The organism is Methylobacterium oryzisoli, from assembly GCF_046557895.1.
Classification (GTDB): Bacteria; Pseudomonadota; Alphaproteobacteria; order Rhizobiales; family Beijerinckiaceae; genus Methylobacterium; species Methylobacterium oryzisoli.
This window is the reverse complement of the sequence record NZ_JBKIBX010000001.1, coordinates 16,673-36,577: the sequence shown is the minus strand read 5'-3', so window position 1 is coordinate 36,577 and position 19,905 is coordinate 16,673. Positions and strand designations below refer to the sequence as shown.

General features: G+C 72.1%; 18 protein-coding genes. 13 read left to right on the top strand and 5 right to left on the bottom strand.

The window, feature by feature from the left end; translation table 11 throughout:
• The first annotated feature begins 94 nt into the window (after positions 1-94).
• From ACKUB9_RS00150 to ACKUB9_RS00140, 3 genes are all read left to right on the top strand, one after another.
• Positions 95-1,075 carry a Bug family tripartite tricarboxylate transporter substrate binding protein gene (locus ACKUB9_RS00150; protein ID WP_407518533.1) on the top strand — a complete coding sequence of 327 codons (981 nt, stop codon included), beginning with the start codon at positions 95-97 and terminating at the stop codon, positions 1,073-1,075.
• Positions 1,076-1,138: 63 nt separating this feature from the next.
• Entirely contained in the window at positions 1,139-1,636 is a 498-nt protein-coding gene (locus ACKUB9_RS00145; RefSeq protein ID WP_407518532.1) for a tripartite tricarboxylate transporter TctB family protein, read from the top strand.
• An 18-nt stretch (positions 1,637-1,654) separates the two neighbouring features.
• A complete protein-coding gene (locus ACKUB9_RS00140; RefSeq protein ID WP_407518531.1) occupies positions 1,655-3,181 on the top strand; it encodes a tripartite tricarboxylate transporter permease in 1,527 nt (508 codons plus the stop codon).
• A 350-nt stretch (positions 3,182-3,531) separates the two neighbouring features.
• On the opposite strand, the gene ACKUB9_RS00135 is transcribed toward ACKUB9_RS00140, so the two are convergent.
• The gene (locus ACKUB9_RS00135) at positions 3,532-6,471 is read right to left on the bottom strand and encodes an FAD-binding and (Fe-S)-binding domain-containing protein (protein ID WP_407518530.1); all 2,940 of its coding nucleotides are present in this window, start codon (positions 6,469-6,471) and stop codon (positions 3,532-3,534) included.
• A 167-nt stretch (positions 6,472-6,638) separates the two neighbouring features.
• Here ACKUB9_RS00135 and ACKUB9_RS00130 point away from each other — a divergent pair, with 167 nt between their 5' ends.
• The gene (locus ACKUB9_RS00130; protein ID WP_407518529.1) at positions 6,639-7,682 is read left to right on the top strand and encodes a threonine aldolase family protein; all 1,044 of its coding nucleotides are present in this window, start codon (positions 6,639-6,641) and stop codon (positions 7,680-7,682) included.
• 55 nt (positions 7,683-7,737) lie between these two features.
• On the opposite strand, the gene ACKUB9_RS00125 is transcribed toward ACKUB9_RS00130, so the two are convergent.
• The gene (locus ACKUB9_RS00125) at positions 7,738-8,889 is read right to left on the bottom strand and encodes an iron-containing alcohol dehydrogenase (RefSeq protein ID WP_407518528.1); all 1,152 of its coding nucleotides are present in this window, start codon (positions 8,887-8,889) and stop codon (positions 7,738-7,740) included.
• Positions 8,890-9,060: 171 nt separating this feature from the next.
• Here ACKUB9_RS00125 and ACKUB9_RS00120 point away from each other — a divergent pair, with 171 nt between their 5' ends.
• The 8 genes from ACKUB9_RS00120 to ACKUB9_RS00085 all read left to right on the top strand — a co-directional run bounded on the left by ACKUB9_RS00120 (position 9,061) and on the right by ACKUB9_RS00085 (position 16,766).
• A complete protein-coding gene (locus tag ACKUB9_RS00120; RefSeq protein WP_407518527.1) occupies positions 9,061-9,774 on the top strand; it encodes an SDR family NAD(P)-dependent oxidoreductase in 714 nt (237 codons plus the stop codon).
• Positions 9,775-9,798: 24 nt separating this feature from the next.
• Positions 9,799-10,317 carry a 2,4'-dihydroxyacetophenone dioxygenase family protein gene (locus tag ACKUB9_RS00115; RefSeq protein ID WP_407518526.1) on the top strand — a complete coding sequence of 173 codons (519 nt, stop codon included), beginning with the start codon at positions 9,799-9,801 and terminating at the stop codon, positions 10,315-10,317.
• Positions 10,318-10,481: 164 nt separating this feature from the next.
• Positions 10,482-11,747, top strand: coding sequence for an ABC transporter substrate-binding protein (locus tag ACKUB9_RS00110; protein WP_407518525.1), 1,266 nt, complete (start codon positions 10,482-10,484; stop codon positions 11,745-11,747).
• An 88-nt stretch (positions 11,748-11,835) separates the two neighbouring features.
• Entirely contained in the window at positions 11,836-12,711 is an 876-nt protein-coding gene (locus ACKUB9_RS00105) for a branched-chain amino acid ABC transporter permease (RefSeq protein WP_407518524.1), read from the top strand.
• A gap of 22 nt (positions 12,712-12,733) precedes the next feature.
• The gene (locus ACKUB9_RS00100; RefSeq protein ID WP_407518523.1) at positions 12,734-13,660 is read left to right on the top strand and encodes a branched-chain amino acid ABC transporter permease; all 927 of its coding nucleotides are present in this window, start codon (positions 12,734-12,736) and stop codon (positions 13,658-13,660) included.
• Positions 13,661-13,688: 28 nt separating this feature from the next.
• Entirely contained in the window at positions 13,689-15,194 is a 1,506-nt protein-coding gene (locus ACKUB9_RS00095; RefSeq protein ID WP_407518522.1) for an ATP-binding cassette domain-containing protein, read from the top strand.
• 72 nt (positions 15,195-15,266) lie between these two features.
• Complete coding sequence (locus tag ACKUB9_RS00090) at positions 15,267-15,509, top strand: hypothetical protein (protein WP_407518521.1); 243 nt, start codon at positions 15,267-15,269, stop codon at positions 15,507-15,509.
• A gap of 3 nt (positions 15,510-15,512) precedes the next feature.
• Positions 15,513-16,766 (top strand): App1 family protein phosphatidate phosphatase, encoded by a 1,254-nt coding sequence (locus ACKUB9_RS00085; RefSeq protein WP_407518520.1) that lies wholly within the window; start codon positions 15,513-15,515, stop codon positions 16,764-16,766.
• 113 nt (positions 16,767-16,879) lie between these two features.
• Here ACKUB9_RS00085 and ACKUB9_RS00080 read toward each other — a convergent pair whose 3' ends face one another.
• Together ACKUB9_RS00080 and ACKUB9_RS00075 are read right to left on the bottom strand one after the other, a co-directional pair.
• Entirely contained in the window at positions 16,880-17,299 is a 420-nt protein-coding gene (locus ACKUB9_RS00080) for a type II toxin-antitoxin system VapC family toxin (RefSeq protein ID WP_407518519.1), read from the bottom strand.
• A complete protein-coding gene (locus ACKUB9_RS00075; protein WP_407518518.1) occupies positions 17,296-17,541 on the bottom strand; it encodes a FitA-like ribbon-helix-helix domain-containing protein in 246 nt (81 codons plus the stop codon). The genes ACKUB9_RS00080 and ACKUB9_RS00075 overlap by 4 nt, the downstream gene beginning before the upstream one ends.
• A 116-nt stretch (positions 17,542-17,657) precedes the next feature.
• Here ACKUB9_RS00075 and ACKUB9_RS00070 point away from each other — a divergent pair, with 116 nt between their 5' ends.
• Positions 17,658-18,185 carry a phosphoenolpyruvate hydrolase family protein gene (locus ACKUB9_RS00070; RefSeq protein ID WP_407518517.1) on the top strand — a complete coding sequence of 176 codons (528 nt, stop codon included), beginning with the start codon at positions 17,658-17,660 and terminating at the stop codon, positions 18,183-18,185.
• Here the strand turns inward: ACKUB9_RS00070 and ACKUB9_RS00065 are convergent.
• On the bottom strand, positions 18,175-19,857 hold the full coding sequence (locus ACKUB9_RS00065; RefSeq protein ID WP_407518516.1) for a phosphoenolpyruvate hydrolase family protein: 1,683 nt from the start codon (positions 19,855-19,857) through the stop codon (positions 18,175-18,177). The genes ACKUB9_RS00070 and ACKUB9_RS00065 overlap by 11 nt on opposite strands.
• Positions 19,858-19,905: the final 48 nt, after the last annotated feature.

The following is a 19,905-nucleotide window of genomic DNA, read 5'->3' as shown; positions in this document are numbered from 1 at the left end:
TCCAATGGCCCGCGGCCGGTCGCTTGCACAGCCATGGCGCATCCTCCAAGATTTGTCGGATCGTGCCGACAAGAGCACATCGAGAGGAAGCGCCATGAGAGTTCTCCTGACGGCCGCGGTCGCGGTGCTGCCCTTCGCCTCCGCCCAGGCCTGGGAGCCGACGAAGCCGATCGAGATCATCGTCCCGTTCCCGCCCGGTGGCTCATCGGATCAGATGGCCCGCACCATCCAGGGCGCGATCCAGAAGAACGAGCTCGCCAAGCAGCCCATCATCATCGTGAACAAGCCTGCCGCGGCCGGCGGCGAGGCGATGCTCGACATCCAGAAGTCGGCGGGCGACCCCCACAAGCTGATCACCACGTCGAGCGGCATCTACATGACCCCGCTCGCCACCAAGCTCCCGGTGAGCTGGCGGGACTTCACGCCCGTCGCGATGATGGCCCAGGACGCCTTCCTGCTCTGGGTCAACGCCGCCAAGCCCTACAAGACCGCCAAGGACTTCATCGACGCCGCCCGGACCGCGACCCCGCCCCTCAAGACGGGCGGCAACGGCTCGAAGCGCGAGGACCACCTGATCTCCGTGACGATGGAGCAGACCGCGGGCGTCAAGATCACCTACGTGCCCTACCAGGGCGGCGGTCCCTCGTCGGTCCAGCTCGCGGGCGGGCACATCGACGGCAACATGAACAACCCGGCCGAGGAGGTCGCCAACTGGCGCTCGGGGGCGACGCGCCCGCTCTGCGTCTTCTCGAAGAAGCCGCTCGCCTACACTCAGAAGGTCACGGCGGACATGAGCTGGGCCGATATCCCGACCTGCCCGTCGCAGGGCCTCGACGTCACCTACGAGATGCTGCGCGGCATGTTCATGCCCGGCAAGGTCACGCCGGAGCAGCAGGCCTACTACGTCGAGCTCTTCCGGAAGGTCACGGAGACGCCGGAATGGAAGGCCTATCTGGAGCGCAACGCGCTGGTGCCCGACTTCCGCGCGGGCAAGGCCTTCGTCGACTTCCTCACCGAGGACGAGCGCAAGCACAAGGAGCTGATGGGCAAGGCGGGCTTCATCGCCACGAACTGAGGCCCGCGCCGAGCGGGGCCCGCCGGGGATCGGACCGGATCCCCGGCCCACGAAAGGATGCTGATGATCGACGCCTCACCCCCGGCCCATGAGCGCGGCGTCTCGCGCCGTCTCGTCGAATGCCTCGTGTCGCTCATGCTGATGGGCGTCGCGGCGCTGACCCTGTGGGATTCCTACGGGCGCGGCGCCGGCTGGGACGGCGGACCGGAGAACGGCTTCTTCCCGGCGCGCGTGGGCTGGATCCTGGCCGTGGCGGCGCTCTTCACGCTGGTGAGCGCGCTGCGCCGCGAGGAGAGCGTCTTCGTCACCTACGGCCAGCTGCGCCTCGTCGCCCGGGTCTTCGTGCCCCTCGCCCTCTACGTGCTGGCCATCGCGTATCTGGGCATCTACGTCGCCTCGGCGGCCTTCATGGCCGCGTTCATGCTGACGCTGGGAGATTTCCGCTGGTGGCAGACGGCGCTCGCCGCCGTGCTGGTGCCGCTCGTCGTCTTCTGGGTGTTCGAGCTGCAGTTCCGGGTTCCCCTGCCCAAGGGGCCGCTCGAGGCCGCACTCGGCTACTGACCCCCGGAAGGATCCGCGATGGACAATCTCAACCAGCTCCTCCTGGGCTTCCAGATCGCGCTGACCTGGCACAACGTCGCCTTCATGGTCATCGGCGTGCTGCTCGGCATCGTGGTTGGGGTGCTGCCGGGCCTGGGCGGCCCCAACGGCGTCGCCATCCTGCTGCCGCTCACCTTCGGCATGGACCCGACCTCGGCGATCATCCTGCTGTCCTCGATCTACTGGGGCGCGCTGTTCGGCGGCGCCATCACGTCGATCCTGTTCAACATCCCGGGGGAGGCCTGGTCGGTGGCGACCACCTTCGACGGCTACCCGATGGCCCAGCAGGGCCGGGCGGGCGAGGCGCTGACGGCAGCCTTCACGGCCTCCTTCATCGGGGCGCTCGCGGGCGTGGTGCTGATCACCTTCGTGGCGCCGCTCGTCGCCCGCTTCGCCCTGCGCTTCGGCCCGGCCGAGTTCTTCGGCGTCTTCTTCCTCACGTTCTGCTCCTTCATCGGCATGGGCAAGGAGAACAAGGCCAAGATCGTCGCCTCGCTGGCGCTCGGCTTCCTGCTCGCGGCGGTGGGCCTCGACACGATCTCGGGCGACCTGCGCCTGACCTTCGGGGCGAGCGAGCTGATGAAGGGCTTCGACTTCCTCGTGGTGGTGATCGGCCTGTTCGGGGTCTCGGAGATCCTGCTCACCATCGAGGAGGGGCTGCACTTCAAGGGCAAGCGGGCGGCGATCGACCTCGCGGTGGTGCTGCGCACCTGGGCGGCGCTGCCGCGCCACTGGGCGACGCTGGTGCGCTCCTCGGTGGTGGGGATGTGGATGGGCGTGACGCCGGGCGGGGCGATCGCCGCCTCGTTCATGGGCTACGGCCTCGCCAAGCGCTTCGCGCGCGACCCCGAGCGGTTCGGCAAGGGCGAGGTCGCGGGCGTGCTCGCCCCCGAGACCGCCGCCCACGCCGCCGGCACCTCGGCGCTGCTGCCCATGCTGGCGCTCGGCATCCCGGGCTCGGCCACCGCCGCGGTGCTGCTCGGCGGCCTGATGATCTGGGGCCTGCAGCCCGGCCCATTGTTGTTCGTGGAGCAGAAGGAGTTCGTCTGGGGCCTGATCGCCTCGATGTATCTCGGCAACGTCGCGGGCCTGCTGATCGTGCTCGCCACCGTGCCGGTCTTCGCCGCGATCATGCGCATCCCCTTCGCGCTGGTGGCGCCGCTCATCCTCGTCGTCTGCGCCATCGGCGCCTACACGGTGGAGTCGTCGCGCTTCGACATCTGGCTGATGCTGGTCTTCGGCCTCGTCGGCTACGTGTTCAAGAAGCTCGACTATCCCCTCGCCCCGCTGGTGCTCGCGCTGGTGCTCGGCGATCGCGCCGAGGACGCCTTCCGGCAGGCGCTGCTCGGCTCAGGCGGAGACCTGTCGGTGTTCTTCTCGAACGGGCTCGTCTCGACGCTGATGATCCTCGGCCTGCTGCTCCTCGTCTGGGGGCCGCTGTCCGAGATCGCCCGGCGCCTCCTCCGGCGGGTGCTGCCGGGGCGCGTGGCCTCCGCCTCGCCCTGAACGACACGGGATTCTCGGCACGGGCGCGATTTCAGAACGACCGCTGACGTAGGGGAACCCCTCTCCCGAGCGGGAGAGGGGCAGGGGTGAGGGTCCTGGGAGGGTGCAGCAAGAAGGCGAAATGGTATCGGCGACCAGCACGACGGTTGGCGTTTGAAGCGGATCCGTTCCGCTCCCCTCACCACGCTCTGCGCTTCACTGCGGCGCCACCTGGACCCTCACCCCTACCCCTGCTCCCGCATGGGGGAGGGGTTCCCGCGCTGCCTGCGCTTGATCATGGAGTGCGAATCCGTCTTGGGCGCGACCGCGTCAGGGGTCGGCCCGGACCGGCCGAGCCGACGGGGAACCGGTCAGGCCGCCAGCGCCGCGTCGAGCACGCGGGCCACGTGCAGCGCCTCCCGGTCCACCCCGTCGCGGATCTGGTGGCGGCAGCTCGTCCCGTCCGCGACCACGAGATCGTCGGGGCCGGCCGCGCGCAGGGCCGGAAACAGCGACAGCTCGGCCATCGCGAACGAGACCTCGATCGTCTCGGGGCGGTAGCCGAAGGCGCCGGCCATGCCGCAGCAGCTCGACTCGATCACCCGAACGTCGAGGCCCGGCACGCGGCGCAGGACGTTTTCCACCGCGCCCATCGCGCCGAAGGCTTTTTGGTGGCAGTGCCCGTGCAGGTGCGCGACGCGCCCGCCCTGGTCGGCGAGCGGGAGGGTGATGCGTCCCGCCGCGAGGTCGGCGGCGAGCAGTTCCTCGAACAGGAAGGCCGCGCCGGCCAGCTCCCGCGCCGCCTCGCCGGGCAGGAGCGCCACGGCCTCGTCGCGGAAGGTGAGCAGGCAGGAGGGCTCCAGCCCGACGATGCGGGCACCCGCTCGCACGAAGGGCAGGAGCGCGTCGCGGCTGCGCTGCGCCTCCTCGCGCGCCCGCCCGGTCTGGCCGGAGGCGAGCCACGTGCGGCCGCAGCACAGCGGTCGCCGGCTCGGCGGCGCGACCCGGTGCAGGCGGTAGCCGGCCGCGCGCAGCACCCGCTCGGCCGCCTCCAGGTTCTCGCGCTCGAAGGCGCGGTTGAAGGTGTCGGCGAACAGCACGACGTCGCGGGAATCGCCGACGACATCGCCCGGTCCCGCCGCCGCCCCGGTCTCGCGCCAGGGCCGGCGCCACGCCGGCAGGGAGCGGCGGGCCGAGAGCCCCGTCACCCGCTCCGAGAGGCGCGCCAGCGCCGGCACGCGGTCGCGCCAGTTGAGCAGCGGCGCGAGACGGGCCGCGAGGCCGGCGTAGCGCGGCAGCTCGGCCACGAGGCGCTCGGCCAGCGGCAGGCCGTGGCGGGCATGGTAGTGGTGCAGGAACTCGATCTTCATCCGGGCCATGTCGACGCCGGTCGGGCATTCGCGGCGGCAGGCCTTGCACGAGACGCAGAGATCCAGCGTGCGCTTCATCGCGGGGCTGGTGAAGGCGTCCGGGCCGAGCTGGCCCGACATCGCGAGCCGCAGCGAGTTGGCCCGGCCGCGGGTGAGGTGCTGCTCGTCGCGCGTGACGCGGTAGGACGGGCACATCGCCCCGCCCGCGAGCTTCCGGCAGGTGCCGTTGTTGTTGCACATCTCGACCGCGCCGCCGAAGCCGCCCCACTCCGACCAGTCGAGGACGGGCGCGGCCGGCTGCGTCACCGCGTAATCCGGCCCGAAGCGCATGAGGCCCCGGTCGTCCATCCGCAGCGGGCGCACGATCTTGCCGGGATTCAGGCGGTTGTCGGGATCGAAGGCGTCCTTCACCGTCTCGAAGGCGGAGGCGAGAACCGGCCCGAACAGCGGGGCGACGAACTCGGAGCGCGAGATGCCGTCCCCGTGCTCGCCCGAGTAGGAGCCCTTGAAGCGCCGCACGAGGTCGGCGGTCTCCTCCGCGATGGCGCGCATCCGGGTCACGCCCCCGGCCTGCTTGATGTCGAGGATCGGGCGCACGTGCAGGCAGCCGACCGAGGCGTGCGCGTACCACGTGCCCCGCGTGCCGTGCTTCTCGAAGACGGCCGTGACGGCGTCCGTGTAGTCGGCGAGGTGCTCCAGCGGCACCGCGCAATCCTCGATGAAGGAGATCGGCTTCGCGTCGCCCTTCATCGACATCATGATGTTGAGGCAGGCCTCGCGCACCTCCCAGACCGCGCGCTGGCGCACGGGCTCGGTCACGGCGACCACCGCGTCCGGGAAGCCGTGGTCGGCCATGCAGGCGTCGAGCCGCGCGAGGTCGCGCGCGAGACCGTCGCGGTCGTCGCCCGCGAACTCGGTCAGCAGCAGGCAATTGGGCTGGCCGCGGGTGATGTCGGCGAGCGTAGTGCGGAACAGCGGGATGTCGGCCCCGAGCACCAGCACGTTGTTGTCGACGAGCTCGACCGCCGCGGGACCGAGATCGACGATGTGGCGCGTGGTCTCCATCGCGGCGCGGAACGAGGGGAAGTGGCATACCCCCATGACGCGGTGGGTCGGCAGGCGCGCGAGCTGCAGCGTCACCGCGGTGGTCGCGGCGAGCGTCCCCTCCGAGCCGACGAGCAGATGGGCGAGGTTCGGCCGCGGCGCGACCAGCGCGTCGAGGTTGTAGCCGCCGACCCGGCGCTGCACCTTCGGATAGCGCAGCGCGATCTCGTCGCGGTTCCGGTCGGCGAGGGCGAGCATCCGCCGGGCGAGATCCTGCGCGCGGGCCGACCCCGTGACGCCGAACCCCTCGTTGCCGGTGAGGCCGAACCCGAAGGCCTCGCCGTCGGGAAACAGCGCCTCGATCGCCAGGACGTTGTCGCTCATCTTGCCGTAGCGCAGCGAGCGGGCGCCGCAGGAATTGTTGCCGGCCATGCCGCCGATGGTGCAGCGGCTCGCCGTGGAGGGCTCGACGGGGAAGAACCAGCCGTCCGCCTTCATCCGCGTGTTCAGCCGCTCCAGCACGAGGCCGGGCTCCACCGTGACGGTACCGGCCTCGCGGTCGTAGGCGGTGACGGCACCGAGGTGGCGCGAGCAGTCCACCACGAGGCCGGTGCCGATCGGCTGCCCGTTCTGCGAAGTGCCACCGCCGCGCAGGATGACGGGCAGGCCGTGCTCGCCCGCTGCCGCCAGGGTCGCCGCGATGTCGTCGCGGCTCTTGGGGAAGACCACGCCCGCCGGCGTGATCTGGTAGATCGAGGCGTCGGTGGCGTAGCGCCCGCGGGTGAAGGCGTCGAACCGCACCTCCCCCTGCAGGGATGCCGCCAACCGCCGGGCCAGTCCGGAATCCGGCCGGCTCTCCTCCCCTGGGCCGGTGGCCGGCCGCGCGCTCGCTCCCATCGCGTTTCGCCCTTATCGTCCCTCCGCGGCCCCGGACTCGGTGCTGCGAGGGACCCTTATCCCGCTCACGGTGCCGTTATCATGCAGACAACCAATCCGCGACGCGGCCGATCCGCCGCAGGCGGCCATACTCCCCACCTCTCCCTCCACGAGGCGCGCACGCAGCGATGATCGATCTCTTCAGCGATACGCAGACGCGGCCGACGCCGGGCATGCGCGAGGCGATGGCGCGGGCCGAGGTCGGGGACGAGCAATCCGGCTCCGATCCGACCACGAACGCGCTCTGCGAGCGCGTGGCGGCGCTGCTCGGCCTGGAGGACGGCGTGTTCATGCCCTCCGGCACGATGTGCAACCTCGTCTCGATCCTCGTGCAGACGCGGGCCGGCGACGAGATCATCGTCGACGACCAGTCCCACATCTACAACACCGAGGCCGCGGGTGCGGCGGCGATCGGCGGCGTGTCGGTGCGGGCGCTGCCGACGCGGGTCGGCCTCTACACCCTCGCGCAGGCCGAAGGCGCGATCCGGGTCCCCCAGCGCACCGCGCCGCGCTCCGCCCTGATCTCGGTCGAGCAGACCACGAGCTTCTCCGGCGGCACCGTCTGGGACCTCGGCACCATGCGGGCCATCCGCGACCTCGCGCACGCGCACGGCCTCAAGGCGCATATCGACGGCGCGCGCCTCCTCAACGCGGTCGTGGCCACCGGCATCCCGGCGGACGCCTACGCGGCGGGGTTCGACAGCGCCTGGATCGACCTGAGCAAGGGGCTCGGCTGCCCGGTCGGCGCGGTGCTGTGCGGCAGCCGGGACTTCGTCACCGAGGCGTGGCGCTGGAAGTACCGGCTCGGCGGCGCCCTGCGCCAGAGCGGCGTGCTCGCCGCGGCGGGCCTCTACGCGCTCGACCACCACATGGACCAGCTCGCCGAGGACAACGCGAATGCCCGCCGCCTGCACGCGGCGATCGCCGACGCGCCCGGCCTCGCCTTCGACGAGACGGCGGGACAGTCGAACATCCTGTGCTTCTCGGTGGCCGGGCTCGGCACCACCGCCTCCGCCTTTGCGGCCGCCTGCCTCGCCGAAGAGGTGCGGGTGCGGGCGATCGGCGAGGCGATGATCCGGGCGACCGCGAGCCTCGAAGTCGACCGCGCCGGCATCGCGCGGGCGGGCGAGGTCATCCGCGCCGTGGCGGACGGCCTGGCCGCGCGGCGGTGACGGCGGGCGGTCCTTCCAGGCCCGGCCGCCGCCACTCCTCGAGGGGGGCCGGCTGTCAGGCCCCGCGCAACGCCGCCGCGAACAGGCCCCGCAGGTCCTCGGCCCCGACCGGGCGCCCGTTCGTCGCCGTGGAGTGATCCTCGACCGCCCAGGGCACCAGCGCCTCGCACTCCTCGGCGGTGACGCTCATCTCGGCGAGCGTCCGGGGCAGGCCGAGGTCGCGGTTGAGGGCCTCGATCGCCGCCGCGAGGTCGGCGCCGGGGCTCACGCCCATCGCCTCCCGCAGGGCCGCGTACTTGGCCTCGCAGGCCGGCGCGTTGAAGCGCAGCACGTGGGGCAGGATCACGGCGTTGAGGGTGCCGTGGTGCAACGGCTTGGCGGTGTCCCCACCCTTGCGCCCGCCGAGCGCGTGCGACATCGAGTGGACCGCGCCGAGCCCCTTCTGGAAGGTCATGCCGCCTTCGAGCGCGGCCATCATCATCGCCTCGCGCGCCGCGACGTCGCCGCCGTCGCGGTAGGCCCGGCGCAGCGCCGGCACGGCGCGCCGCAGCCCGTCGAGGGCGATCGCCTCCGCGGGCGGGTTGTCGCGCGGGCTCAGGAAGGTCTCGATGCAGTGGGTGACCGCGTCCATGCCGGTCGCCGCGGTGAGGTGCGGCGGCAGGCCGAGCGTCAGGTCGGGGTCGCAGATCGCGACGTTCGGGATGAGGGAGGGGGCGATGAAGCCGAGCTTGCGCCCGTCCGCGAGGGTGATCAGCGCCGCGCGCCCGACCTCGCTGCCGGTGCCCGCGGTGGTGGGCACCGCCAGCACGGGAGGCTGGTCGGCGCGGATTCGCGGCAGGCCGCCGAGCACGGCCGCGTACTGCGCCAGCGGCTCGGCGTGGGTCGCCATCAGGGCGACGCCCTTGGCGAGGTCGAGGGGCGAGCCGCCGCCGACGGCCAGCACCGCGTCGCAGCCGTGCTCGCGAAACAGGTCCCGGGCCGCCAGCACCGCGGCCTCGGTGGGATTTTCCGGAGTCGCGTCGAAGACGGGCGCGTCCGCGAGGGAGGCGTGCGTCGCCACGATCCGCGCGACGAGCCCCGCCGCGACGACGCCCCGGTCGGTCACGATCAGCGGCCGGCGCGCGCCGAGCAGCGCCAGTTCCTCCGGGATCAGCCGGATCGCGCCGCGCTCGAACTGGATGCGCGTGAGATAGGTGATGAGGCCCATGCCGTCCGTCTCCTCCCCGGCCGGCGTTCCGCGCGCCGGCTCGTCCGCGCTGGTTAGCACCGGTTGCGGGAGGCGGACCACTCCGATCGGCATGGCTCGCCTGCCTGCCATGCGTGCGTGCCGCACGCCGCCTGTGAGATAACGGTCGGAACAAGACGATCGGGAGACGCCATGAGGATGGACCTGACGGGCCGCACCGCGCTGGTGACGGGCGGCATGAGCGGGATCGGGGCCGGGATCGCGGCCGGGCTGCGGGAGGCGGGCGCCCACGTCGTCGTCGCCGACCTCACGGGGGGCGAGGGCGTGACGGACGCGGCCGGCGCGCCCGCCCGCCACCTCGACGTCGCCGACGCCGGCAGCGTGGAGGCGCTGGCGGCGGGGTTGGAGCGCCTCGACATCCTGGTGAACGCCGCCGGGATCATCCGGCGGGCGGCCGAGTACGAGCTGCCGGTCTTCGAGCAGGTGATCGCCGTCAACCTCACCGGCACGATGCGCCTGTGCACCGCCTGCCGGCCGCTGCTGGCGCAGTCCGGCGGCGCCATCGTCACCCTCGCGTCGATGCTGAGTTTTTTCGGCGGGGGGCTGGTGCCGGCCTACAGCGCCAGCAAGGGCGGCATCGCCCAGCTCACCAAGAGCCTCGCCATCGGCTGGGCGCCCGACGGCATCCGGGTCAACGCCGTGGCGCCGGGCTGGATCGCCACGCCGCTGACCCAGGCCCTGCAGGACGACCCCGCCCGCGCCGGCCCGATCCTCGCCCGCACGCCGCTCGGCCGCTGGGGCCGCCCGGAGGATGTCGCGGGCGCGGTCGTCTTCCTCTGCTCCCCCGCCGCCGCCTTCATCACCGGCACCGTGCTGCCGGTGGATGGCGGCTACCTCATCGCCTGAGAGCCGCCCCGACGGAGATCCCCCATGTCCGAGACCGACGAGCGCCGCATGCCCTACCAGCTCCCCTTCCCGCCGGAGGCCGGCGTGGAGATCGTGGAGCCGCGGGCGATCCCGGAGGACGAGCGGGTCTGGGTGCCGCAGGCCGAGAATGTCTGGTTCCGGCCGCTCTGCCTCAACGCCTCCCAGGGCTACTGGGTGAACCTGCTGCGGGTGCGCCGCGCGGGCGTGCTGAGCCGCCACCGACACCCCGCGCCGGTGCATGGCCACGTGCTGCGCGGGCGCTGGCACTACCTCGAACACGACTGGGTGGCCGAGACCGGATCCTACGTCTTCGAGCCGCCCGGCGAGACGCACACGCTCGTCGTGCCGGACGATTGCCCCGAGATGATCACGCTCTTCCACATCACCGGGGTGATGATCTACGTCGATCCCTGGGGGCGCCAGACCGGCTACGAGGACGTCTTCACCAAGATCGAGATGTGCCGCCGCCACTATACGGAGGTGGGTCTCGGCGCCGACTACGTCGACCGCTTCGTCCGCTGACGCCTCGCCCGCGCCGAGCCATGCAGAAATTCGATGGCTCGGCGGTGGAGCGGCCCACGGCCCCCGTGAAGGCCGGCCCGCCGGCTTGTTATGACGAACGGCGGCGTTACACTCCGCCCCGCGCCGCGACGCCAAGACAAACAGCGGCATCGGAAGGAAACGCCATGAGGAATCTCGCGCCTGCCGCGACGTGGCGGCTCGTCCGTGCGCTTCTCGCCTCGACCGTTCTGATCGGCAGCCATGCCGTGACATCAACGGCCCAGGCCGCGGACCCGATCCGCATCGCGGTGATCGCCGAGGCCCAGGCGCTCGCCGGCGCCTCGATCCCGCAGGCCGCCCAGCTCGCCGCCGACGAGATCAACGCCAAGGGCGGCATGGACGGGCGCAAGATCGAGATCATCCCCTACGACAACAAGAGCTCGGCCGCCGATTCGGTCCGCGCCTTCCAGCGCGCCGCGAGCGAGGACAAGGCCCACGCCGTCATCGCGAGCTACATCAGCGAGGTCGTGCTCGCCCTCCAGCCCTGGTCGGCCCGCCTGAAGCTGCCCTTCATCACGCCCGGCGCGGCCTCGAACGAGATCCCGCTCAACGTCCACAAGGACTACGCCCGCAACAAGTACTCCTTCCACGGCTACCTGACCTCGAAGGCCCAGTCGCAGGCGGTGTGCGACGCCGCCAAGGCGATCCTGGTCGAGGGGCGGCAGATGAAGACCGCCGTCATCATGAGCGAGGACGCGGCGTGGACCAAGCCGCTCGACGAGGGCTACAAGGAGTGCCTGCCCAAGGTCGGCCTCAAGGTGCTCGACCACATCCGCTTCTCGCCCAGCACCACCGACTTCAACCCGATCTTCAGCCGCATCGAGGGCGCCAAGCCCGACGTGATCGTCACCGGCATCTCGCATGTCGGCGTGCAGCCGACCGTGCAGTGGCGCAGCCAGCAGGTGCCGATCCCGATGGTCGGCATCGCCTCGCAGGCCACCAACGCCACCTTCTGGAAGGAGACGAACGGCGCCACCGAGGGCGTGCTGTTCGAGATGTTCGCCGCCCCGGGCACCAACGTGACGCCGAAGACCGCGCCCTTCGCGGAGGCCTTCAAGGCCAAGTACGGCAACTACCCGAGCTACGCCGGCTACACCGCCTACGACGAGGTCTACTACATCGCCGACGCGGTGAAGCGGGCCGGCTCGACCGATCCCGACAAGCTCGTCGAGGCGCTGGAGAAGACCGACTGGGAGGGCACGCTCGGGCGCATCCAGTTCTACGGCCGCGACGACGAGTTCACCCACTCGATCAAGTACGGCCCCGGCCTCGTCTCCGGCATGATGATGCAGTGGCAGGACGGCAAGCAGCTCGCGGTCTGGCCGCCGCAGGTGGCCAACGGCAAGATCACCTTCCCGAGCTTCGTCAAGGCCGGCTCGGCCGCGAACTGACGGCGGCCCCGCCGCGTCCGGGGCGCCCCGCGTCCCCGGCGCCTCCGGCGGGGGGCAGGCCCCCCGCGCATCCGGCCCGCGGATCATCATGACGGCCATCCAGATCCTCATCGACGGCTTCGCCATCTCGGCGCTCTACGCGCTCGGCGCCACCGGCTTCACCCTGATCTTCGGGGTGTCGGGCGTCCTCAACCTCTCCCACGGCGCGCTCATGGTGACGGCGGCGGTGGTGGCCTGGGCGGCGTCGAGCGAGTTCGGCCTCGGCCCCTACGCGGGCGCCGCGGTCGGCGTCGCCGTCTGCACCCTGCTCACGCTCGCCACCTACGGCCTCGTGGTGAAGCCGATCGACCGCTCCCGGGCGATCCCGTCCGAGGAGAAGGAGATCTTCATCCTCACGGGCACGCTGCTCTGGGGCATCATGATCCAAGAGTTCATCGCCTACCTGTTCACCAGCAACGCCAAGACGGTGATGCCGATCGTCGAGGGCGTGGTGGTGATCGCGGGCGTGCGCACCCCCTGGAACCAGATCTTCACCGCGGTGATCTGCTGGGGCACCATCGCGCTGCTGTGGGTGCTGGTGAACCGCACCCGCACCGGCAAGGTGGTGCTGGCGGCCTCGATGAACCCGCGCGGCGTCACGCTGCTGGGCTTCGAGCTGTCGCGGATCTACGTGGTGATCTGGCTGATCTACGGCGTGCTCGCCGGGATCGCGGGGGTGCTGCTCGGCCAGTTCCTCGGCGTGTCGTCCTACAGCGTCGGCCCGCTCACCGCGAGCGCCTTCTCGATCGTGGTGCTGGGGGGCTTGGGGAGCGTCACCGGCTCGCTCATCGCGGCCTACGTGGTGGGCTACCTCGAGACGCTGACCGCCTACCTGATCTCCCCGGCCTACCGCACCATCCCGTCCCTGCTGCTCCTCGTGGCGGTGATGTACGTGCGCCCGCAAGGCCTGCTCGGGCGCCGCTGAGCGCCCCCTCCCGAGAGGCGTCATGCTCCACACGGTCCTGCGCAGCCCGCTCCTCTGGCTCACGATCGTCGGCCTCGGCCTCGCCGCGGTGCTGCCGCTGTGGGTCTCCGGCTACATCCTCGGCCTCCTCACGATCGCGTACTATTTCGGCGTGTTCTCGATGGCCTGGGACCTGCTGTTCGGCTTCGCCGGCGAGGTCAATTTCGGGCCGACCTTCCTGATCGGGCTCGGCGCCTACTCGGCCGGCATCCTCAACGGCCACGGCGTGCCGATCCCGCTCTGCCTCGCGGCCGGCGCGGCGGCGGCGGTGATCGGCGGCGTCGTGCTGGCCCTGCCGGCGCTGCGGGTGCGCGGCCCCTATTTCGGCCTCACCACGGTCGTGGCGGTGCTGATCCTCCAGAACCTCATCGTGGTGTTCGCCGACACCACCGGCGGCGAGATCGGCCTCACCGTGCCGGACGTCATCAGCATCGACGCCGCCACGAACTACTGGATCGCCCTCGGCTTCATGACGGTGAGCGGGCTGATCCTGTTCGCCATCGCCACCTCGCCGGTGGGGCTGATCCTGCAGGCGAGCGGGCAGGACCCGGTCGAGGCCGGGGCGCTCGGCTTCAACGTCGCCAAGCACAAGCTCGCGGCCTTCTGCGTCAGCGCCGTCTTCTCCGGCCTCGCGGGGGCGCTCCTCGTCTTCTACATGGGCACCGCCTCGGTGGGCACGCTGGTGGACGTGTCGGTGGGCGTCCAGGTCATCATCGCGGCGGTGCTCGGCGGGCGGCGCACCATCGTGGGCGGCGTGCTGGGCGCGGTCTTCCTCATCGCGGCGGGCGAGCTGCTGCGGCCGCTCGGGGCGCTCTCCACCTTCGTGGTCTCGGCCGCAGCCCTGGTGGTGATCCTGTTCGTGCCGGCCGGCCTGCTCGGTCTCCTGACCCGCCAGGGGCAGCGGGCGTGATGGCCTCCTCGCAGCGGAGCGTAGCGTGATGACCGCGGCCGTCCTCCCCCATTCCGTGCACCAATCCGCCGCGGCGCGCCCGCTGCTGGCGGTCGAGGGCCTGCAGAAGCGCTACGGCGGCCTCGTCGCGGTGAAGTCCATCGGCTTCGAGGTGCGCCCCGGCGAGATCCTGGGCCTGATCGGCCCGAACGGCTCGGGCAAGTCCACCGTGATGAAGCTCATCATGGGGCTGGAGCGGCCGAATGCCGGCAGCATCCGGCTCGACGGCACCGAGATCGCCGGCTGGCCCTCGCACCGGGTGGCGCGGGCCGGCATCGGCCTCGTCTTCCAGCATTCCCGGCCGCTGCACCGGCAGACCGTGCTGGAGAACATCAAGCTCGCGCTCCTGCCCGACAACCTCCTGCGCCTCATCGCCGATCCCCGGGTCGAGGCGAAGGCCCGCGCCATCGCCGAGCGGGTGGGCCTGGGCGCCGTGATGGACCGCCGGCCCGCCACGCTGCCCTTCGCGGACCTGCGCCGGATGGAGCTCGCCAAGGCCATCGCCCGCGACCCCAAGGTGGTGCTGGTGGACGAGCCCTTCGCGGGCCTGACGCAGGGCGAGGTCGCGGATTTCTCGCAGCTCATCCGGGGGTTTCGCGATGAGGGCAAGGCCGTGCTCCTCGTCGACCACAACGTGAAGAGCGTCGCGGCCCTCGTGGACCGGGTGCTGGCCATGTATCTCGGCGAGCGCGTCGCCGAGGGCTCGGCCGCCGAGGTCATGCGCAACGAGACGGTGCGCCGGGTCTATCTCGGCGGCACCATCGAGACCGCGGCGCGCCCGCAATCGGCCTTCTCGGGCGACCCGCTCCTGCGCGTCGAGTCCCTCGACGTGCTCTACGGCAAGGCGCAGGCCCTCCAGGGCGTGAGCCTGCACGTGCACGAGGGCGAGTTCGTCTCGGTGGTCGGCCTCAACGGCGCGGGCAAGACGACGCTGTTCAACGCCGTGTCGGGCCTCGTTCCCTATGCGGGCCGCATCGCCTACGGGGGGGAAGATCTGAGCCGCCGCACGCCGGCCGCCATCGCCCGCTCCGGCATCGTGCAGGTGCCCGAGACGCGCGAATTGTTCGGCGAGATGAGCGTGCGCGAAAATCTCGATCTCGGCGGCCAGCACCTGCCGAAGGCCGAGAGCGCGCGCCAGCTCGACTGGCTGCTCGACCTCTTCCCGATCCTGCGCAGCCGCAGCGGCCAGATGGCCCGCACCCTCTCGGGCGGCGAGCAGCAGATGCTCACCATCGCCCGCGCGCTGATGATGCGCCCGCGGCTCTTGATCCTCGACGAGCCGACGCTCGGCCTCGCGCCGGTGATCCTCGAACAGCTCTCGAAGGCCCTGGAGCGCCTGCGCCAGACGACGCCGATCACCGTGCTGCTGGGCGAGCAGAACGTCACCTTCGCGCTGCCCCACGCCGACCGGGTCTACGTGCTGGAGCACGCCCGCATCGTCTGGGAGGGAACCCCCGACCGCTTCGCCGCCGAGGCCGGCACCGGTTATCTCTGACGAGCCGTCCCGCGCGGGCCGCCCTATCTCTCCGGGGCGGGTCACCGCGCAAGGCCACGAAAGGGGCTCGGCATGGCGAAGCTCTTCATCGCGAAGATCGTGGAGGCGGGCCGGCCGCGCCCCCTCGTGACCGTCCGGGCGGCCGGCGAGGGCGAGGCGCGGCTCTTCCTCGAAGCGGCCTATCCCGAGGCGGCGATCGTGGAGGTCGCGGAGCCGGGCGACTGGGTGAGCGACGCCGACACGGGCCAGACGGCCGGCGACATCCGCGAGCATCCCGGCGTGATCTGGCAGCCGCCGTCGAGCCTGGCGGGCTAGGACGTGCCGTCGGGCTGGAGCCGCGCCGCGATCCGGCTCCTCGGCCTCGTCGCGCGGCCGGCGCGCCGGGCGCAGGGGGCCGAGGGCGTCGTCGTCGAGCCCTACCGGGGCTACGGCTCGCGCGAGGAGATCTTTCTGATCGGCCGGGTCTTCCGGCAGTCGCACGCCGCGCCCGACGCGGATCCGGACGACCTGCGCGCGCACCTGCGCGACATCGGCCGGCGGATCCGCCGCCGCAAGCTCGCCGGCGCCGCGATCACGGCCCGGTTCTGCGGCAGCGCCGTGCAGGTGACCACGGACCGGGACGGCTATTTCCGGGTGCACCTGCGCCCCGGCGAGCGGCCGGACGGCACGGCCGCGTGGCACCCCGTGGCGCTGACCCTCGACGCCGATCCGCCGGTCGCCGCGCAGGCCCGGGTGTTCATCCCGCCCGAGCGGTGCCGCTTCGTGGTGATCAGCGACATCGACGACACGGTGATGCACACTGGCGTCGCCAACCGGTTCAAGATGCTCTGGCGCCTCTTCGTCGCCGATGCGCAGAGCCGGGTCGCCTTTCCGGGCGTCGCCGCCCTCTACCGCGCCCTGCACGACGGGGCGGCGGGCGCCGAGCGCAACCCGATGCTCTACGTCTCGCGGGCGCCCTGGGGCATCTACGACATGCTGACCGAGTTCTTCCGCCTGCACGGCATCCCGATCGGGCCGGTGCTCTTCCTGCGGGAATGGGGCCTGTCGTGGCGCCACCCGCTGCCGCGCCGGGCAGAGGACCACAAGCGCGAGTTGATCGACCGCATGCTGGCGCTCTACCGCGACCTGCCCTTCGTGCTGATCGGCGACAGCGGCCAGCACGACCCCGAGGTCTACGCCGAGATCGTCGGCGCGCATCCCGGCCGGGTGCTGGCGGTCTACATCCGCAACGTCTCGCCCGATGCGGACCGGGCGGCCGAGATCGAGCGCCTCGCCGTGACGGTGGCGTCGGCCGGGAGCAGCCTCGTGCTCGCCGCCGACAGCCGCGCGATGGCCGAGCACGCCGCCGGCCTCGGCCTGGTCGCCCCCGAGACGGTGACGGCGGTGGCGGCCGAGCAGGCGGCCTCGGCGGCGCCAGCGACCGGCTCGCCGCGGGCGCGACGGATCGCGGCCCCGACCTCGGAGGAGACGGTCGCGTCGATCGAGGGGGGCGAGCTGAAGGACGCGCTGGACGAGGCGGTGCCGACCGTCGTCGTGGAGCCCGCCGACCGAGGAGGCCTGCCCGGTTCCTGACGCGACACGCGGGGCACCCGTCACGACCGATCGCCGATCGAGCGCGCGGCCGCAATCCTCACCAGCGAGGCTGCACCATCTGCCTGGGTCAGTGCACGAGAAGCGCGGCTGCCTCAGCCCTCCCACGGATCAACTGGTGGCTCGGGCAGGTCGGCGAAATGCTTGACGTTGCGGGTTGCGAGCGTGGCGCGTCGAGCGATAGCGATGCCCGCGATCATGCTGTCGCGCAGGTCCTGTGGTTGGCCTCGTCTCTGTCGGGCCGCCATCAGGGCCGCCGTTTCGCCGGCTCCCGCGGCGTCGAACGGGACGATCCGCCGTTGAAGCACCTCTGCGACGAGGCGATCGAAGGCGCTGCGCAACGCTGCGGCGCGCCGTCCATCAGGCATGAGGTCGAGACCGAACCTGACCTCGAGGACGGTGATGGTCGTGATCCAGACGGAGTTTCTGGGTCGCGTGTCGAGCCAACGAACGAGGATCGGATCCGGGGACGCGCGCATCAGACCGGATACGACATTCGTGTCGAGGATGATCATGCGAAGGGATCGGTGAGGCCATGCCCATGGAACTCGGGCAGTTCCTCGCCGGGGCTCAAGCCGATCCCCTCGAAGAGGGCGACGATCTCCGTACCCAGTCCCGTCGTCGGCTCGTCCTCGGCAGCGGCGGCACGAAGGATGTCGCGCAATTCGGCCTCCATGCTGCGCCCGTTCCGGGCCGCGCGTTGCTGCAAGCGTTCCTTCACGCCGGCATCGATGTCACGGACGAGGATCTGGGCCATGGCACATCCTTTCGCTATCATGATAGCGCACGGATTGCCTCGCACGAAGGGCCAACAGTGGCCCCTCGTGACAAGCATCAAGCGTCCGATCCGGCCCCCTGGATGTCCACTCGCCCATGACCTCCCCCCTCATCCTGCGCGCCGCGCTCGACGGGCTCGATGCGGCCGAGCGGGCCCGCAGCCTCTTCCTGCCCGCCCTCGCGGGGGCGCCCGAGGGGCTGCTCGACCTGTTGGCGCTGCTGCCGGTGGCGGACGTCAACGGCGCCCTCCTGGCGGCGCTGGCGCGGCAGGGGCGTTTTTCGCCCGGGGAGGCGCCCGTCGCGGCGGTGTTCTGCGCCGATCCGTTCCTGCGCGTGCCCGACATGGCGGAGGCCCTGCTGGCGGCGGGCATCCACCGGGTGGCGAACTACCCGAGCGTGCAGGTCATCGACGGCGAGACCGGCCGGGCCATCGCGGCGGTGGGCTACGGACCCGACGAGGAGCTGGCGACGCTGCTGCGCCTGCGGGAGGCCGGCCTCGTCGCGGTCGGCTGCGCCGTCTCGCCGGCCTTCGCAGCGCGGCTCGCCGCGGCCGGCATCGCCGACATCCGCGCGGTGCCGCCGCCCGGCGCGGGCCGCCGCGACCTCCCGCCCTTCACCCGCTGAGGCCGTAGCGGCGCATCTTGTTGTAGAGGGTTTTTCGCGAGAGGCCGAGGAAGGCCGCGGTCTCGGCGCGGCGGAAGCGGTTGCGGCGCAGGGCGTCGACGATCCAGGCCCGCTCGTCCGTCACCGGCCCGGGCCGGGCCTCGGCCGGCCCGCGGCAGAGCCGCGCCACGAGATCGCTGCGGATCGTGCCGTCCGGGCTCTCGCTCGCCGCGCGGGCGAGGAGCGAGCGCAGCTCGCGCAGGTTCCCGGGCCAGTCCCGGGTCATCAGCAGCCGGTAGGCGGCGGGCTCGATCACCGCCGCCTGCCGCTTCTCGCGCGCGAAGCCCCGCAGCATCGCGCGGGCGAGGAGCGGGATGTCCTCCGGCCGGTCGCGCAGCGGCGGCACGTCCACCCGCCCGGCCTCCACCCGCGCCAGCAGCGCAGGCGCGAGGTCGGCCGGGTCGCTCGCCGTCACGACGAGGCGCCCGCCCCGCCGCTCGCCGCGCCCGAAGCGCCCGACCACCGCCTGCTCGACCACCCGGGCGAGGCGCTCCTGCAGGGCGGGGGCGAGCGCCGCGATGTCCTCCACCACCACGGTGGCGTCCGGTGCGGCGAGCGCGCCCGTGCCGCCGAACAGCGTCGCCTCGATCTCGGGATCGGCCGCGTCGAGGACGAGGAACGGCCCGGTGCGCCGGCTCGCCACGTGGACGGCCCGCGCCACCGTGGTGCGGCCCGAGCCGGGCTCGCCCCGCACCAGCACGGCGAGGTCGGTGGCCACCAGCCGGGCGATGCGCTCGACCATGCGGGCGATGGCCTCCGACTGCCCGACGAGGCCCGCCAGTCCCGTGATGCGGGCGTGCTCGCGCTGCGCCTCGTCGCGCAGCGGCCGCAGCAGGCTCGCGGTCTTGAAGGACGAGGTCGTCTGCATCACCGACATCTCCAGCGGCAGCCGATCGAGGGTGGAGCCGCCGACGTAGCCGTCCGCCTTGGCCTCGTCGCAGACCCGGATCATGTCGGCGGAATCGATGATCGGCCCACCCTCCACCACGCAGAGCGTCCCGGGCCGGACCTGGCGCACCCACTGAAACACCCGCCGCGCCCGGTCCGCCGCCTCGTCGAGGGCCACCCCCGCGATGCCGAGCGAGCCGCCCGCGTTCCAGCCGAAGTTGAGGCACAGGATGTCGACCTCGGCGGCGAGCAGCCCTTCGATCTCCTCGCGGGTCTTGGCGTAGCCGAAGGTCGCGAGCCCCGCCGCGCGGGCGCTGCGCAGCAGCGCGACCTCGCGGGAAAAGCCGATGCCGGCCGCCTCCAGGGCGGCGCGGAAGCGGCCCTCGAAGTGGATCGCGGTCGGGAAGTTGGCGAGGCCCGCATAGCCCGTGCGGGCGAGCCGGGCGACGAGCGCCGGCACGTCGAGCCGCGGGTCGAACACCGAGGCGCCGAAAAAGACCGGCACCGGCACCCGGTCGAGGATCTCGCTGCGCGCGAAGGCGTCGGTGAAGCCGTTGGCCTCGCGCAGCGGGAAGAGCGCGGCGATCGAGGCCGCGCCCATCACCCGCAGGCGCCCGGCATTGAGCGCGAGCAGGAAGTCGGCCCCGCCCTGCACCACCGCCCGCGCGGTCATGCCAAGCCCGATCGCCGCCCCGACCAAGAGGTCGTTGGCGGGACGGTCGCGGAAGATCGGCTGCCTCATCATCCCCCTGCCCTCGCCCGCGCCGGGCGGTCGGCCGCGGTTGCCCATTCT

Bases quoted from the DNA above. Each gene is read 5' to 3' on its own strand.
- ACKUB9_RS00150 (WP_407518533.1), top strand. From the start codon at position 95: ATGAGAGTTCTCCTGACGGCCGCGGTCGCGGTGCTGCCCTTCGCCTCC.
- ACKUB9_RS00145 (WP_407518532.1), top strand. From the start codon at position 1,139: ATGATCGACGCCTCACCCCCGGCCCATGAGCGCGGCGTCTCGCGCCGT.
- ACKUB9_RS00140 (WP_407518531.1), top strand. From the start codon at position 1,655: ATGGACAATCTCAACCAGCTCCTCCTGGGCTTCCAGATCGCGCTGACC.
- ACKUB9_RS00135 (WP_407518530.1), bottom strand. From the start codon at position 6,471: ATGGGAGCGAGCGCGCGGCCGGCCACCGGCCCAGGGGAGGAGAGCCGG.
- ACKUB9_RS00130 (WP_407518529.1), top strand. From the start codon at position 6,639: ATGATCGATCTCTTCAGCGATACGCAGACGCGGCCGACGCCGGGCATG.
- ACKUB9_RS00125 (WP_407518528.1), bottom strand. From the start codon at position 8,889: ATGGGCCTCATCACCTATCTCACGCGCATCCAGTTCGAGCGCGGCGCG.
- ACKUB9_RS00120 (WP_407518527.1), top strand. From the start codon at position 9,061: ATGAGGATGGACCTGACGGGCCGCACCGCGCTGGTGACGGGCGGCATG.
- ACKUB9_RS00115 (WP_407518526.1), top strand. From the start codon at position 9,799: ATGTCCGAGACCGACGAGCGCCGCATGCCCTACCAGCTCCCCTTCCCG.
- ACKUB9_RS00110 (WP_407518525.1), top strand. From the start codon at position 10,482: ATGAGGAATCTCGCGCCTGCCGCGACGTGGCGGCTCGTCCGTGCGCTT.
- ACKUB9_RS00105 (WP_407518524.1), top strand. From the start codon at position 11,836: ATGACGGCCATCCAGATCCTCATCGACGGCTTCGCCATCTCGGCGCTC.
- ACKUB9_RS00100 (WP_407518523.1), top strand. From the start codon at position 12,734: ATGCTCCACACGGTCCTGCGCAGCCCGCTCCTCTGGCTCACGATCGTC.
- ACKUB9_RS00095 (WP_407518522.1), top strand. From the start codon at position 13,689: ATGACCGCGGCCGTCCTCCCCCATTCCGTGCACCAATCCGCCGCGGCG.
- ACKUB9_RS00090 (WP_407518521.1), top strand. From the start codon at position 15,267: ATGGCGAAGCTCTTCATCGCGAAGATCGTGGAGGCGGGCCGGCCGCGC.
- ACKUB9_RS00080 (WP_407518519.1), bottom strand. From the start codon at position 17,299: ATGATCATCCTCGACACGAATGTCGTATCCGGTCTGATGCGCGCGTCC.
- ACKUB9_RS00075 (WP_407518518.1), bottom strand. From the start codon at position 17,541: ATGGCCCAGATCCTCGTCCGTGACATCGATGCCGGCGTGAAGGAACGC.
- ACKUB9_RS00070 (WP_407518517.1), top strand. From the start codon at position 17,658: ATGACCTCCCCCCTCATCCTGCGCGCCGCGCTCGACGGGCTCGATGCG.
- ACKUB9_RS00065 (WP_407518516.1), bottom strand. From the start codon at position 19,857: ATGATGAGGCAGCCGATCTTCCGCGACCGTCCCGCCAACGACCTCTTG.